The 14430-nt window shown below is 68.6% G+C and carries 14 protein-coding genes; 10 read left to right on the top strand and 4 right to left on the bottom strand.

The window, feature by feature from the left end; all coding sequences use genetic code 11:
• The first annotated feature begins 55 nt into the window (after positions 1 to 55).
• From FE811_RS13445 to FE811_RS13415, 7 genes are all read left to right on the top strand, one after another.
• Positions 56 to 1192: a branched-chain amino acid ABC transporter substrate-binding protein gene (locus FE811_RS13445; RefSeq protein WP_181180868.1), complete on the top strand. Its 1137-nt coding sequence runs from the start codon at positions 56 to 58 to the stop codon at positions 1190 to 1192.
• Positions 1193 to 1335: 143 nt separating this feature from the next.
• A complete protein-coding gene (locus FE811_RS13440) occupies positions 1336 to 2790 on the top strand; it encodes a 4-hydroxyphenylacetate 3-hydroxylase family protein (protein WP_140847870.1) in 1455 nt (484 codons plus the stop codon).
• 18 nt (positions 2791 to 2808) lie between these two features.
• On the top strand, positions 2809 to 3228 hold the full coding sequence (locus tag FE811_RS13435) for a RidA family protein (RefSeq protein ID WP_036754417.1): 420 nt from the start codon (positions 2809 to 2811) through the stop codon (positions 3226 to 3228).
• 7 nt (positions 3229 to 3235) lie between these two features.
• Positions 3236 to 3913, top strand: a complete 678-nt coding sequence (locus tag FE811_RS13430) for a DUF1028 domain-containing protein (protein WP_072461236.1) — start codon at positions 3236 to 3238, stop codon at positions 3911 to 3913.
• 56 nt (positions 3914 to 3969) lie between these two features.
• Positions 3970 to 5142 (top strand): acetylornithine deacetylase, encoded by a 1173-nt coding sequence (argE, locus tag FE811_RS13425; RefSeq protein ID WP_140847867.1) that lies wholly within the window; start codon positions 3970 to 3972, stop codon positions 5140 to 5142.
• Positions 5143 to 5222: 80 nt separating this feature from the next.
• Positions 5223 to 6191, top strand: coding sequence for a LysR family transcriptional regulator (locus FE811_RS13420; RefSeq protein WP_114534756.1), 969 nt, complete (start codon positions 5223 to 5225; stop codon positions 6189 to 6191).
• 96 nt (positions 6192 to 6287) lie between these two features.
• Positions 6288 to 7457, top strand: a complete 1170-nt coding sequence (locus tag FE811_RS13415) for a LysR substrate-binding domain-containing protein (protein WP_084197026.1) — start codon at positions 6288 to 6290, stop codon at positions 7455 to 7457.
• Between the two features lie 13 nt (positions 7458 to 7470).
• Here FE811_RS13415 and FE811_RS13410 read toward each other — a convergent pair whose 3' ends face one another.
• The 4 genes from FE811_RS13410 to FE811_RS13395 all read right to left on the bottom strand — a co-directional run bounded on the left by FE811_RS13410 (position 7471) and on the right by FE811_RS13395 (position 9800).
• Positions 7471 to 8025 (bottom strand): HutD family protein, encoded by a 555-nt coding sequence (locus FE811_RS13410; RefSeq protein ID WP_140847863.1) that lies wholly within the window; start codon positions 8023 to 8025, stop codon positions 7471 to 7473.
• Positions 8026 to 8054: 29 nt separating this feature from the next.
• Positions 8055 to 8822, bottom strand: coding sequence for an adenylyltransferase/cytidyltransferase family protein (locus tag FE811_RS13405; RefSeq protein WP_140847861.1), 768 nt, complete (start codon positions 8820 to 8822; stop codon positions 8055 to 8057).
• A gap of 114 nt (positions 8823 to 8936) precedes the next feature.
• The gene (locus FE811_RS13400) at positions 8937 to 9410 is read right to left on the bottom strand and encodes a DUF6644 family protein (protein ID WP_140847858.1); all 474 of its coding nucleotides are present in this window, start codon (positions 9408 to 9410) and stop codon (positions 8937 to 8939) included.
• Positions 9411 to 9413: 3 nt separating this feature from the next.
• Positions 9414 to 9800 (bottom strand): DUF6152 family protein, encoded by a 387-nt coding sequence (locus tag FE811_RS13395; protein WP_072461243.1) that lies wholly within the window; start codon positions 9798 to 9800, stop codon positions 9414 to 9416.
• 240 nt (positions 9801 to 10040) lie between these two features.
• Between FE811_RS13395 and FE811_RS13390 the strand changes: the two genes are divergently transcribed.
• The 3 genes from FE811_RS13390 to FE811_RS13380 form a co-directional block, all read left to right on the top strand.
• Positions 10041 to 12413, top strand: coding sequence for a penicillin G acylase (locus tag FE811_RS13390; protein ID WP_140847856.1), 2373 nt, complete (start codon positions 10041 to 10043; stop codon positions 12411 to 12413).
• 115 nt (positions 12414 to 12528) lie between these two features.
• Positions 12529 to 13383, top strand: coding sequence for a PaaX family transcriptional regulator C-terminal domain-containing protein (locus tag FE811_RS13385; protein ID WP_036754400.1), 855 nt, complete (start codon positions 12529 to 12531; stop codon positions 13381 to 13383).
• A 148-nt stretch (positions 13384 to 13531) separates the two neighbouring features.
• A partial coding sequence (locus FE811_RS13380) for an acetyl-CoA C-acyltransferase (protein WP_140847853.1) occupies positions 13532 to 14430 on the top strand: 899 nt, incomplete at its 3' end.

The raw sequence follows: 14430 nt of genomic DNA, 5'->3' as shown, positions 1-14430 counted from the left end.
GCAGATCCCAACGCAAACGCGACCGCGGAAACTTCCGCTTCGACAGGAGAGGTCCATGGCTTTCATCCCCACCACCCGCCGCGCCGTTCTGGCCGGTCTCGTGCTTTCGACGGCGGTCTTCGCCGCCCCCGCCTTCGCCGAGAAGGCCAAGATCAAGATCGGCTTCATGGGCCCGCTGTCGGGCGGCAACGCCCAGCAGGGCCTGGGCGCCCGGAACGGCTTCCTGCTGGCCATCGAGCAGGCAAATGCCGACCCCGCCGGCAAGTATGAGATCGAGCCGGTGGTGCTGGACGACGCCTCGGACCCGCAGACCGGCGTCGGCGCGGCGATGAAGCTGGTGAACGATCCCGACCTGGTGGCCGCGACCGGGCACTGGAACTCGCCCGTGGCGCTGGCGACCATGCCGGTCTTTGCCCGCTTCCAGACGCCGCTGGTGATCTGGGGCGCGATCTCGCCGGCGATCACCGAACAGAACCTGCCCGAGGTGACGCGCGTCACCCCGACGCTTCTGACCGAGAACCAGCCGCTTGCGGAATGGATGGTCAGGGAACTGGGCGCCAAGCGCATCGCCGTCATCGCCGACACCTCGGACTACGGCAAGTCGAACGCCGAGGCGATTGCCGAATTCGTCCCCGCGGCGGGCGGCGAGGTGGTCTCGACCGACCTGCTGCCGGTGGGCTCGACCGATTTCCGCACCGTCCTGACCTCGCTGAGGGGCAAGCAGGTCGATGCGGTCTATTTCGGCGGCGTCATCACCGAGGCCGGCATCCTGGCCCGGCAGATGAAGGAGGTGGGGCTCGACAAGCCGATGCTGGGCATCTCGGGCTTCTACGACCCGGAATTCATCGCGGTGGCGGGCGACGCGGCCGCGAACACCATCGTCTCCTATCCGGTGGCCTCGCAGACGCCGAAGCTGGCCAGGATGGAGGCCGACTACCAGGCCAGGGGCTTTGCCGAGCCGATGAGCCCCTATACGAAATACGCCTTCGACGCCGCGAACATCATCATCCAGGCGATCAACGAGGCCGGGGTCGAGGACAAGGCCGGGCTGGCCGAGGCGATCCGCGCCATCCAGCATGACGGCGCCACCGGCCAGATCACCTTCGACGCCAATGGCCAGACCCAGACCCCGATCGCCATCGAGCTCAAGACCGTCAAGGACGGCGCCTGGACCACCTATGCCAAGTCCTGACGCCCGCTGACCGACCCATCCCCGCCGGCCGATCCCGCCCCTGCGCGCCCGCTCGCAAGGGACGGGAGAGGTCTGCCCGATCCGCCGAGGGCCCGCGCGCCCGGCCCAATCCCATCCGCCGAAAGGCCAATCCCGAGGAAATCATGCTAAGAACCGGAGAACAGTATCGCGACTCCATCCGCGACGGCCGCCGCGTCTGGATCAATGGCGAGCGCGTGCAGGACATCACCCGGCACCCGATGTTCAAGCCGCTGGTCGACATCCGCGCGCATATCTACGACATGGCCCATGCCGAGGCCACGCGCGACCTGATGAGCTACGAGGAGAACGGCGAGCGTTTCTCGGTCGGTCTCAAGCTGCCCTTCACCCGCGAGGACTGGCACGCCAAGCGCGCCGCCACCAATGCGGTGCTGGAAGAGGTCGGCGGCATCGTCACCCGCGTCGGCGACGAGACGGCGGGCGAGATGTGGTCGCTCTTCGACGGCCAGGACATCCTGAACGAGGTGGACCCGCGCTTTTCGGAGAACATCCGCAACCACATCCACCGCGTCATCATGACCGACCCCTTCCACGTCTCGGCCAATACTGACCCCAAGGGGGACCGCTCCAAGCGGCCGCAGGACCAGGATCCTGACATGCTGCTGCATGTGGTCAGGGAAACCGACGCCGGCATCGTCGTGCGCGGCGCGAAATACGAGACCGCCGCCGCCTATGCCAACCAGGCCTTCACCAAGCCGACCATCGCCAACTGGGGCAACGAGGCGATGTCGGATTACGCGGTGGGCTTCGTGTGCGACTTTTCCTCGCCCAACCTGCGCTTCATCGCCCGCACCGGCTTTGCCGGCCGCGCGCCGGCCAGGGACTATCCGCTGTCGAACCGCTTCGACGAGGTCGAGACGCTGGTGATCTACGACGACGTGCTGATCCCGTGGGAAAACGTGCTGTTCTACCAGCATACCAAGGCCGCGACCTTCATCCGCGCGACGCTGCACCGCTATTCCGCCTTCGCCTTCGTGCAGCGCAACCTGAAGCTTGCCGACCTGCTGATCGGTGCGGCGCTGTGGAACGTGCGCCAGACCGGGCTGGAGCATCAGCCGGCCGTGCAGGAAAAGCTGGCGACGCTGGCCTGCTATCGCGAGGGGATCAACGCCCACCTGACCGCGGCCATCGCCGAGGCCGAGGAAAGCCCCGGCGGGCTCTTGATGCCGAACCAGTCGCTGCTGATGACCGGCCGCGTGCTGGCCTGTTCGCAGCTGCATCACATGATGCACCTGGCGCGCGAGCTTTGCGGCGGCCAGATCTGCATCACCCCGGACGCCGCCTGCTTCGACGACCCCGAGACCGCGCCCTGGCTCGACAAGTTCTACACCCTGAACGAGAACTGGGGCAGCGAGGATCGCCGCAAGCTGCTGGCCTATGCGCGCGACCTGCTGAACTCGGACTATGCCGGCCACCGGCTGACCTTCCAGCTTTTCGCGCAATCCCCGCCCTTCGCCCATCTGGCTGCGGTCTATCGCAACTTCGACTGGAACGAGGCGCTGCGCTTCACCCACAAATCCGCGGGCCTGTCCGATCAGGTCTGGGGCACGAAACACTGACCGACCGGAGCAGAAACCATGACCATCCATCACCGCATCCGCCCCTTCAACACCAGGGAGACCTATCCCGAGCAGAAGCTGGACAACGACCTGAGCCAGGGCGTCGTCGCCCGCGGCACCATGGTCTTCCTGCGCGGCCAGGTTTCGCAGGACCTGGAGACCCGCGAATGCCTGCATGTCGGCGACCCGGCGATGCAGACCCGCAAGACCATGGAAAACATCCGGATGCTGCTGGAAGAAGCGGGATCGCGGATGGAGCATATCTGCCGCATCGTCGTCTATGTGACCGACATCCGCTATCGCGAGGCGGTCTATCAGGAAATGGGCCGGCACCTGCAGGGCGTGCATCCCTGCTCGACCGGGATCGTGGTCCCGGCGCTGGCCCGGCCCGAATGGGTGGTCGAGATCGAGGCCACCGCCGTCATCCCGGACGCATGAGGCCGGCATGACCTTCTCGATCTCCGCCCGCTGCCCCGAGACCGGCATGTTCGGCATCGCCGTCTCCTCCTCCTCGCCCTGCGTGGCGGCGCGTTGCGCCCATGCGCGGGCGGGCGTGGGGGTGGTCGCGACCCAGAACGTCACCGACCCGAGCCTGGGGCCCAAGGGGCTGGACCTGATGGCGCAGGGGCTTTCGGCGGCCGAGGCGCTGGAGCGGCTGGTGGCCGGGGCGCCGCATGTCGAATACCGCCAGCTGGCGCTGGTCGATGCGGCGGGCCGCACCGCCGGGCGTTCCGGCGCCCGGACGCTGGGCACGCATGGCATCGCCCATGGCGAGGGCGTGGCGGCGGCGGGCAACCTGCTTTGCTCGGCCGGGATCCCGCAGAAGATGGTCGATGCCTTCATGGCGGCCAGGGGCCGGCACCTGGGCGACCGGCTGCTGGCGGGCATGCGCGCCTCGGTCGCCGCCGGCGGCGAAGAGGGGCCGGTGCATTCCATGGGCATGCTGATCGTGGACAAGGTCAGCTGGCCCATCGCCGACCTGCGCATCGACTGGAGCGAGGGCGATCCCATCGAGGATTGCGCCGCCCTGTGGGAACGCTGGCGGCTTGAGATGGACGCCTATGTGACCCGTGCGCTGAACCCCGACGCCGCGCCGAGCTATGGCGTGCCCGGCGACGAATGATCCCCCCGACGCGGGGGCGGCCCGTTCCGCCCCCCGTCCTTGCGACAAGGATTTCCATGACCGCGATCCCCTCGACCGTCGACATCCTGCGCCGGCTGGTTGCCTATGAGACGCTGTCCCGCCGCCCGAACCTCGACCTGCTGGATTATGTCGAGGGGCTGCTGGTGCCGGCGGGCGTGCGCGTCGAACGCTTCGCCCATGCCGATGGCAGCCGCGCCAATCTCTGGGCGACCATCGGTCCCGAGGGGCCGGGGGGCGTGGTGCTGTCGGGCCATACCGACGTGGTGCCGGTGGCCGGCCAGGACTGGAGCGTCGATCCCTTTGCCCTGACCGAGCGGGACGGGCGCTATTACGGGCGCGGCACGGCGGACATGAAGGGCTTCGTCGCCGCCGCCATCCAAGCCGCGATCCGCGCCGCCCGGCGCGAGCTGCGCAGGCCGCTGCACCTGGCGCTGTCCTATGACGAGGAGATCGGCTGCATGGGCGTGCGCGGCATGATCGAGGCGCTGGCCGCGCGTCCCGACCGCCCGGCGCTTTGCATCGTGGGCGAGCCGACCGGCATGCGCATCGCCACCGGCCACAAGGGCAAGCTCGCCTGCCGCGCCTGCTGCCATGGCCGCGAGGGCCACTCGGCGCTGGCCCCGAACGCGCTGAACGCCTTGCACCTGGGCGCGGCCTTCATCGCCAGCCTTCAGGCCCGGCAGCAGGAACTGGTCCGAGCCGGCGCCCGCGACCCGGCCTATGACATTCCCTTTTCCACCATCCATGCCGGCCTCATGCAGGGCGGCACGGCGCTGAACATCGTGCCGAACCGCTGCGAGATCGACTTCGAGATCCGCAACATCGTCGCCGACGACCCCGCCGCGATCCTGGCCGCCATCGCCGGCGATGCCGAGGCCATTGCCGCCCCGCATCGCGCCCGTTTCCCCGAGGCACGGATCGAGATCGAGACGGTCTCGGCCTATCCGGGCCTTGATGCACCCGAGGATGCCGCCGCGGTCCGGCTGCTGCGCCGCATCACCGGCCAGGACGGGCCGGCGATCAAGGTCGCCTTCGGGACCGAGGGCGGGCTGTTCCATCAGGGCCTGGGCATGTCCACGGCGATCTGCGGGCCGGGCTTCATGGAACAGGGCCACAAGCCCGACGAATTCATTGCCGCCGAACAGCTGTCGGCCTGCGACCGGATGCTGTCGCGCCTGCTCGACGCGCTGGAGGGGCCGGCGGCCTGACCCAAGAACTAGCTTCCCTTTCGGCGGGTCAGCGCGGAAAGAATGTTGCCACTTTGCGCGCATGACAGGGGACGAAGACGATGCGATTCACGCTCAGGCAACTCAGCTATTTCATCGCGGCGGGCGAGACGCTGTCGGTCACGAAGGCCGCCGAGCAGGTCAATATCTCGCAGCCCTCGATCTCGGCCGCCATCGCGCATCTGGAGACCGAGCTGAACGTGCAGCTTTTCGTGCGCCATCACGCGCAGGGCCTGTCGCTGACCCCCGCGGGCACCCGGCTGCTGCGCGCGGCCAAGGAATCGCTGCGCGCCGCCTCGGAGCTTTACGACGTGGCCAGCGACGTGAACGACCATGTCGCGGGGACGCTGAATGTCGGCACCTTCTTCACCTTCGCGCCGCTGATCGCGCCGGAACTCTGGACCGGCTTCTCGGGCCGCTACGAGGCGGTGCAGATGACCATGACCGAGGGCAGCGAGGTCGATCTCTTGGAAAAGCTGCGGCTGGCGCGGATCGACCTGGCGCTGACCTATGACCTGAACCTGCCGCCGGATGTCTCGTTCATCGAGCTGGCGCGGCTCAGGACCTATGTCATCGTCGGGGCCGGGCATCGCATGGCGGGGCGCCGGTCGATCCGGCTGGCCGAGCTGATCGACGACCCCTTCGTCCTGCTGGACCCGCCGCTGACGCGCGACTACTTCCTGGGCATGTTCCGCAAGATCGGCGGCACCCCCCGGATCGTGATGGAGACCTCGTCCACCGCCTCGCTGCGTTCCTATGTCGCGGCGGGCATCGGCTACAGCATGATGACCGTCCGGCCTGCCAACCGCCACGCCGAGAACGGGCTGCCGCTGGTCTATCTGCCGATCGAGGACGTCTCGCAATCCATCGCCTTCGGCATCGCCTCCCTGACCGAGCTGCGCCGGTCGCGCGCGGCCGAGGCCTTTGTCGACTATTGCCGCGAGGTGATCCGCGACGGCGCCCTGCCGGGCATGCTGCCGGCCGGGCAGACCGAATGCGGCCCCGATCATCCGGCCCATCAATCTTCCTGAGGCAGAGCTGCGGAAAACACGATTTTGGCCCGACGGCAAAAGCCGGCAATCTGCATTCAGGACAATCGGAACGAACCCCACGCAAGGAAAGCAGCCATGAATGCCGACCCGCAGATGCCCCAGATCCCGCTGCGCGACCGTTTCGTCGCCGGGATGAGCCATGCCGCCTGCACGGTGAATGTCGTGACCACCGACGGGCCGGCGGGCAGGGCGGGCGTCACGGTTTCGGCCATGGCCTCGGTCTCGGCCGATGGCGAGGCGCCGACGCTGCTAATCTGCGTGCATCACCTCAGCCCGGCGGCGCCGAAGATCATCGAGAACGGCGTTCTTTGCGTGAACGTGCTGCGCGAGGACCAGTCCTATATCTCGGAAGCCTTCGCCGGCCGCTTCAAGGACGAGCTGGGCGACAAGTTCGAATGCACCGACTGGGTGGTGCTGGCCAATGGCACGCCCCGCGTCGCCGACCCGCTGGTCGCCTTCGAATGCCGGGTGCTGTCGGCCGAGCGGGTGGGCACGCATCACGTCCTGCTGTGCGGCGTCGAGGACACGCATAGCGCGCGGCTCGGCTCGCCGCTGATCTATGCCAACCGCTCCTATGGCTCGTCGCGCCGGATCGAGGCGCCGCGCAGCATGCGGGGCGTGCTGAACGGCGAAGGGATCAAGCTGAAGGTCGGCTGCTTCCACACCTTCGGGCCGTTCCTGATGCCCTCGCTGATCCGGCAGCTGGGCGGGCTCGACATCGAGCTGCTGGAAGGGGACCAGCGCCGGCTGACCGAAAGCCTGGTCTCGGGCGAGACCGAGATCGCGGTGATCTACGACAACGACCTGGACGAGCGTTTCGACTGGCAGGCGCTGAGCGTGCTGAAGCCCTATGTGCTGATGGCCGAGGATCATCCCATGGCCCGGCAGGCCGAGATCCTGCCGACCGAGCTGGCGGCCGAGCCGATGGTGCTTCTGGATGCGCCGCCCTCCAGCGCCTATTTCACCGGCATCCTCGAGGCGCAGGGGGTCGAGCCGCTGATCGCGCATCGCTCGGCCTCGTTCGAGATGGTGCGGGGCATGGTCGCGCATGGGCTGGGCTATACGCTGCTTTGCACCAAGCCCGCATCGAGCATGAGCTATGACGGGCTGCCGCTGGTGGCGCTGCCGCTGGCGGGCGATCATGCGCTGTCGCAGATCGTGCTGGCTTGGCGCAAGGGGCATGCGCTGTCCAGCGCCGCCCAGCGTTTCGCCCAGAAATGCCGCGAGAAATTTGCGCGGGCCTGACGGCCGCCACGCGTCAGCCCGCAGGCGCCAGGGTGACGACCAGCGCCCGCCCGCCGCGCCGCAGCGGCCCCGGCCCGCAGATCAGCGTATCCTGACAGGCCAAGTCGTGCAGGCGGCCGCCGGTCCTGGCCTGCTGGGCTTCCAGCGCGAAGAGGACGGTCAGGCCGGTCGCCTCCGCCGTTCCCTTCTCAAGCACCGCGGCATCGGGGATGGTCCAGTCGTTGCGATCGGCCATGACGTTGAAGACCCGGACCGGACCGCCGACCGGCCGCCCCTGGGGCGCCAGGCCGGTGTCGAAGCGGAACGGGGCGAGCGGCGCCAGATGTTCGCGGCGATGGCCGAAATCCAGCACCAGCCCCGCGCCCTCGATCAGCGTGATGACCCGGTCGGCGCCGGCAAAGGCGGAAAAGCCGCCATCCGCCAGGATCGGCGCGCGCGAGATGCGGATCGAAAAGGCGTCGCGGTCGCTGCGGGGCGGCCAGAGCCAGATCTCGTCGGTGGCGCCGGTGCCGTTCTTCCACGGCATGGTGCGATAGGTGCTGGCCGGCAGGTGCAGGGGCAGGTCCATGGGGCTCCTTTTTTTTCGGGCAAGGCGGATCAGTCGTGCCGATCCAGGAATTCGATCCGGCGCGGCAGGCTTTCGGGGGACAGGATGCGGCCGTCCGCGTCCAGCCGGACCGGCCCTGCCTGCGCGGACCGCTGGGTTCGGACCAGATAGCGCCCCGCCGGCGGGCGGATCTGGTCGGGTGCAAGCCGGCCGGCATCCAGCACGCCTTCCCACGGGCGGCCGAGGCAGCGCCGTGCCTGCCGCATGTCGCCGGCCAGGATCGCCTGGCGCGCCGCGGTCGAGGAAAAGCCGCCCTGCAACGGCAGCACCGTGACGCCGATGCCGCGCGCGGTGCATTCCTGCGCCAGGGTCCGGGTGGTGCCGGCGCGTTTCGCGCCGAAATGGAAATCCGCGCCGACCACGACATGCGAAACCCCCAGCCGCCGGCACAGCACCTCGTCGATGAACGCGCAGGGCGTCATGCCGGCAAAGGCGCGGTCGAAGACCGGCTCGAACAGGTAGTCCAGCCCGATGCGCCGCGCCGTCCGGTGCTTCTGCTCGGGCAGGGCCAGGCGAAAGGGCGCGGCCTCGGGGGAAAACACCTGGCGCGGATGGGGCTCGACCGACATGACGCCGACCGCGCGGCCATCCGCCGCGATCCGGCGGGCCGAGCGGATCAGGAACTGGTGGCCGCGGTGGAAGCCGTCGAAATTTCCCAGCACGACGACGCCCCGCCGCAGCGCCGATCCCGCCGCGATGCCGCTGCGCAGGATCGCCAGTTCCGGGCGGAACGGATGGGAGGAGGGGATCTGGGTCATGGGCAGCTCGTCGTCCTGGCCGTTTGCCCAAGACTAGCGACGCCGCGGCGCCGCAAAAAATCGCCATTCCCTTGCCAGCGTCTCAGGATTTCCGATGCAGCGGTGCGCGGGGCGTCACAGAAAGCCGATCCAGCGCCCCGCCAGCAGCACCGACAGCCAGATCGCCAGCGAAAGCGCCGCCAGGATGCGCGCATCCGGGCCGGGCACCCCGGTCTCGACCGCCTGTTGCCAGCCCTTGCCGGCATGTTGCAGGGCGACGACCGCAAGGCCAAGGCCGATCAGCGCGATCTTCCAGCGAAAGGCGGCATTGGCCAGATAGTCGCGGGCCGAGACCGACCACAGCACCGGGCCGGTCGCAAGGGCGATGGCAAGCCCGGCCCCCGCCGCGCGGGACAGGAAGGGCGCCAGCACCCGCAGCGCCCCGCCGCGGACGATCCCGACAAGGCGCAGGTCCAGCGGAACGATCGCGCCCAGCAGCAGCGCGATGCCCAGGATATGCGTGGCGTTCACCACCATGTAGAGATGGCCCGACCGGCGCAGCACCGCGGCAAGCGCGGTGCCCTCGGCCCAGGCCGCGAGTTCCTGCACGGCTCAGTCCGCCTGGATGCGCTCGGGATACATGTCGTAGTTCTGCCCGTCGATCACGATGCGGACGGCCTTCATATGCGCGCTTTGATCCTGGTTGCGATTGCCGATCACCGTGATCGCATCGCCCGGCTCTGCCGTGTCGGCGGTAAAGCCCGAGCGGGCGGTCTGGTTGGGATTGCCCAGGTCGACCTGCCAGACGGTGCCCTGGGCGTCGCGGACCTGAAGCGTGGGATGGGGCGGGTTCATCGAGACGCTCTCGACGGTTCCCTCGAGCGTCGTCTGTTCCCCCTCGGCCCAGGACCAGCCGTGATGCGCCAGCGCGGGCATGGTGCCTAGCGCCAGCGCGGCGGCAAGCATGGCGGAGGAAAGGGTGCGGGCTCGGATCTGCATGTCGGACCTCCTTGGGATGTGGGTCGGGACTGCGTCGCGGCGGATGGGGCCGCCCCACTATGATCGGCCAGCCCGCGCCCGTTGGGGCTGACAATCGCGTGAACGCGGCGATCCTCGGCCCATCCGCCGGCGCAGGGCGGCCGCCGGCGGATGGGTGCCTTCAATAATTGACCGACCGAACGGTTAAATATAACCATGGCGATGCGCCGGAGGAGGCGCTTGCACCCGGAGGAGAATCACATGCTCAGGTCTTCGCTTGGCCGCCTGCTGCTGTCGGCTGGCCTTTCTGCCCTTCTGGCCTGCCCGGCGCTGGCCGACACCAAGGTCGAGATCATCCGCGACAGCTGGGGCGTGCCGCATGTCTATGCCGACGACGTGCATGGGCTTTACGCGGGCTTCGGCTACAGCGTGGCGCAGGACCGGCTGTTCCAGATGGAGATGGCGCGGCGCTCGGTCCTGGGCGAGGTGGCCGAGGTGCTGGGCATCGAGCGGCTGCCCTTCGACATCCAGACCCGCGCCATGTTCGACCATGCCGAGATCCGCCGCCAGATCGAGGCGCTGGCGCCGGAAGAGCGCGACATCCTGCGTGGCTATGCGGCGGGCTTCAACCTGTGGGTGGACCGGGTTCTGGCCGAACCGGCCGGGCTGATGCCCAAGCAGTTCAACGATTTCGGCTTCAAGCCCCGCCGCTGGACCGAATTCGACGTGGCGATGATCTATGTCGGGACCATGGCCGGCCGCTTTTCGGGCTACAGCTCCGAACTGGCCAATGCCAGGACGCTGGCCGAGCTGGAGGCGCAATTCGGCGCCGAACAGGCACGCGCGCTTTTCGACCAGATGTTCTGGGACGAAGACCCGCTGGCCCCGACCACCGTGCCCGAGGGCGAGCAATACCAGCGCAAGGCCGCGCTGACCCCGCCTTCGGCCAGCCGCTTTGCCGCGCTGCTGAACGCGCCGGACCTGCCCGGCGACGATGGGCGCCCGCGCGCCAGCAACCTGTGGATCGCCGGGCCGCAAAAGACCACCGACGGCAGCACCATCCTGATCAACGGCCCGCAATTCGGCAATTTCAATCCGTCCTATGTCTTCAGCATCGGCTTGCATGGCGCCGGGTTCGACCTGACCGGCAACACGCCCTTTGCGGTTCCCAATGTCCTCTTCGGCACCAATGGCACCATCGCCTGGGGCGCTACGGCCGGGCCGCGCGACGTGAACGACTACTACCGGCTGGAGCTGAACCCCGAGAACCCGCGGCAATACCGCGCCGGCGACGGCTGGAAGGAGATGACGGCGCGCCGCGAGACCTTCCGCGTCAAGGGCCAGCCCGAGGTCGAGACCACGGTCTGGGAAAGCGATTACGGCGTGGTCGGCCAGATCGACCCCGAGACGGCGACCGCCTATGCCTTCAACCGCGCCTGGAAGGGGCAGGAGATCTCGACGCTCATGGCCTGGGTGAACTCGACCAAGGCGCAGAATTACCAGGAATGGCTGGACCAGGCGGAAAGGGTCGCGACCACGATCAACTGGTATTACGCCGACCGGGACGGGAATATCGGCTATGTCTCGCCCGGCCATGTCCCGGTCCGCGCCGAAGGCCACGACCAGCGCCTGCCGGCCCAGCCGGGCAAGGACGACTGGCAGGGCCTGCGGCCCTTTGCCGATGCGCCCAAGGCCTATAACCCCAGCCAGGGCTGGATCGCGAACTGGAACAACCGCTCGGCCAAGGGGGACGCCGCGAATTTCGAGGCCACGCCCTGGGGCAGCGCCGACCGGGTGGTCGAGATCACCGCGCGGCTCGACGCCAAGGACAAGCTGACCCCCGAGGAAATCTGGAACATCAACCGCGAGATCAGCTTCCTCGACATCAATGCCCGTTATTTCCTGCCCTTCATCCTCGATGCGGCCGAGGGCATCGACCCGCAAAGCCAGCGCGCCGAACTGGTCGAGATCCTGCGCAACTGGGACGGGCAGCAGATCCGGGCCGAGGACGGCCGCGCCGCCACCCCGGCGGTGGGGCTGTTCCAGACCTGGCTGGACGTGATGGTCGAGGACGTGCTGCGCGACGACAGCCCGGCGATCCCGCCGGCGATCCTTTACAACCGCATCTCGCGCGCCGCGCAGATGCTGCACAACGCGCTGCTGGCCGAGCGGGCCGGCGTGCCGCAGACCCATGATTTCTTCAACGGCGCCGACGAGGCCGGCCGCAACGAGATCATCCTCGCCTCGCTCGACAAGGCGGCTGCGCAGCTGGCCGACAGGTTCGGCAGCCAGGAGCCCGCGGACTGGCGCATCGAGATCAAGCAGCATGTGTTCGAGACCAGCAACTACCTGGGTATCCCGCAGGCCGGCGAGGACGAGGTCCGCGCCATTGGCACCGCGATGAACCGCGGCACCGAGAACAACCGGATCACCTTCCGCGACGGCAGGGCCGAGTTCTGCGCCGTGACCCCTCCGGGCCAGAGCGGGTTCATCAGCCCCTCGGGCGAGGCCTCGCCGCATTACGAGGACCAGCTGGCGCTTTACGAGGGCTTCGACTGCCGCCCGCAGGCGCTGACCCGCGACGAGGTCGAGGCGGCCGCCGTGTCGCGCGAAACCATCGCCGTTCCGCGCTGAGAACCCGCCGGCCATCGCGACAGGTGGCCGGCATCTCCGCGCCCGAGGGGCAAGCCGCGTTGCACATGACCGCTTTCCGGGCTTCTATGGCGGCGGTTGCAGGCAGCGGGGAAACATGCGGCGGGGCGGAATGGCCGAGCGCGGGCTGATCGACGGAATATTGCAGGGAATGGCGCTGCGTTCGGCCGCGTTCATCGTCACCGTCTATGGCGACGTGGTGGTGCCGCGCGGCGGCGTACTGTGGACCGGCACGCTGATCGAGGTCTGCGAGCGGGTCGGCATCAGCGAATCGCTGGTGCGCACCGCCGTCTCGCGCCTGGTCGCGGCGCATCGGCTGCGCGGCGAGCGGCTGGGGCGGCACAGCTATTACCGGCTGGACGCCTCGGCCCAGCGGGAATTCGACCAGGCGGCGGGGCTGCTCTACAAGGCCGAGGTGCCGGCGCGGGGCTGGCAGATCCTGCACGCCCCGGAGCTGACCGAGGACGAGGCCCGCCACCAGCGCATGGGCCATATGGGCGGGGCGGTCTTCATCCGGCCCGACCGCGGCCAGCCGGTGCCGGAAGGCGCGCTGGTCTTTCACGCCCCGGACCCGCCGGCGCTTGGCCGGATCGGGCAGTTCTGGGATCTCTCGGCGCTGCATCAGCGTTATCTCGACATGCTGGCACGGTTTGCGCCCCTGGCCGAGGCGGGCGCGGCGCTGTCCGACGAGATGGCGCTGATCGCCCGGCTGCTTTTGGTGCATGACTATCGCGGCGTGCTGCTGCGCGACCCGCGCCTGCCGCAGGCCGCCCTGCCGCCAGACTGGCAGGGGCACGAGGCGCGGGCGCTGTTCCGCCGCCTCTATTGCCAGCTTTCCCCGGCGGCGGAACGCTGGATCGGGGCGCATTTCGAGGGCGGCGACGGCTTCCTGCCCGAGAAAACCGCCCAGAGCGAAGAGAGACTGGCCGATCTGTGCAGGATAACCGGCTGAATTAAAATTATCTTTTTCGCATGCCGCCAGACATTACACGACGTGCGAAGAATTTTCTTTCTTTGTGATGTTTGGCCATGTATAAACTGACCAATCGGTCGGCGAATTGGAGAATCGCCGGTCTTTCGTCTTGAAAATGGGAGAGAGCATGCAGGACGCCTTCATCTGTGACGCGGTGCGCACGCCGATTGGCCGCTATGGCGGGGCGCTGGCCTCGGTCCGGGCGGACGACCTGGCGGCAGTGCCGCTGAAGGCGCTGATGGAGCGCAACCCCGGCGTGGACTGGGCTGCGGTCGACGACCTGATCTATGGCTGCGCCAACCAGGCGGGCGAGGACAACCGCAACGTGGGCCGCATGGCGGTGCTGCTGGCGGGCATGCCCGTTGCGGTGCCGGGGACCACGGTGAACCGGCTTTGCGGCTCGGGGATGGATGCGGTCGGCATGGCGGCCCGCGCGATCAAGGCGGGCGATTGCGATTTCGTCATCGCCGGCGGCGTCGAAAGCATGACCCGCGCCCCCTTCGTGATGCCCAAGGCGGAAAGCGCCTTTTCCCGCGCCAATGCGGTCTATGACACCACCATCGGCTGGCGCTTCGTCAACCCGGCGATGAAGGCGCGGTTCGGCATCGACTCGATGCCGCAGACCGCCGACAACGTCGCCGCCGATTTCGCCGTCAGCCGCGCCGACCAGGACGCCTTTGCCGCGCGCAGCCAGGCCCGCTGGGAAGCGGCGCAGCAGGCCGGCGTCTTTGCCGACGAGATCGTGCCCGTCACCATCCCGCAGAAAAAGGGCGAGCCGGTGGTCTTCGACACCGACGAGCATCCGCGCCCCGGCACCACGGCCGAGACGCTGGCCCGGCTCAAGGGCGTGAACGGCCCCGATCTGTCGGTGACGGCGGGCAATGCCTCGGGCGTGAACGACGGCGCCGCGGCGCTGGCGATCCTGTCCGGCGAGGCGGCGGAACGGCACGGCCTGACGCCCAAGGCGCGCATCGTCGCCATGGCGGCGGCGGGGGTCGAGCCGCGCATCATGGGCATCGGCCCGGC

It is taken from the genome of Paracoccus sp. FO-3 (genome assembly GCF_006386455.1).
Taxonomy (GTDB): domain Bacteria; phylum Pseudomonadota; class Alphaproteobacteria; order Rhodobacterales; family Rhodobacteraceae; genus Paracoccus; species Paracoccus versutus.
The sequence above is the reverse complement of the archived record's forward strand: the minus strand, read 5'-3'. Positions and strand labels throughout refer to the sequence as shown.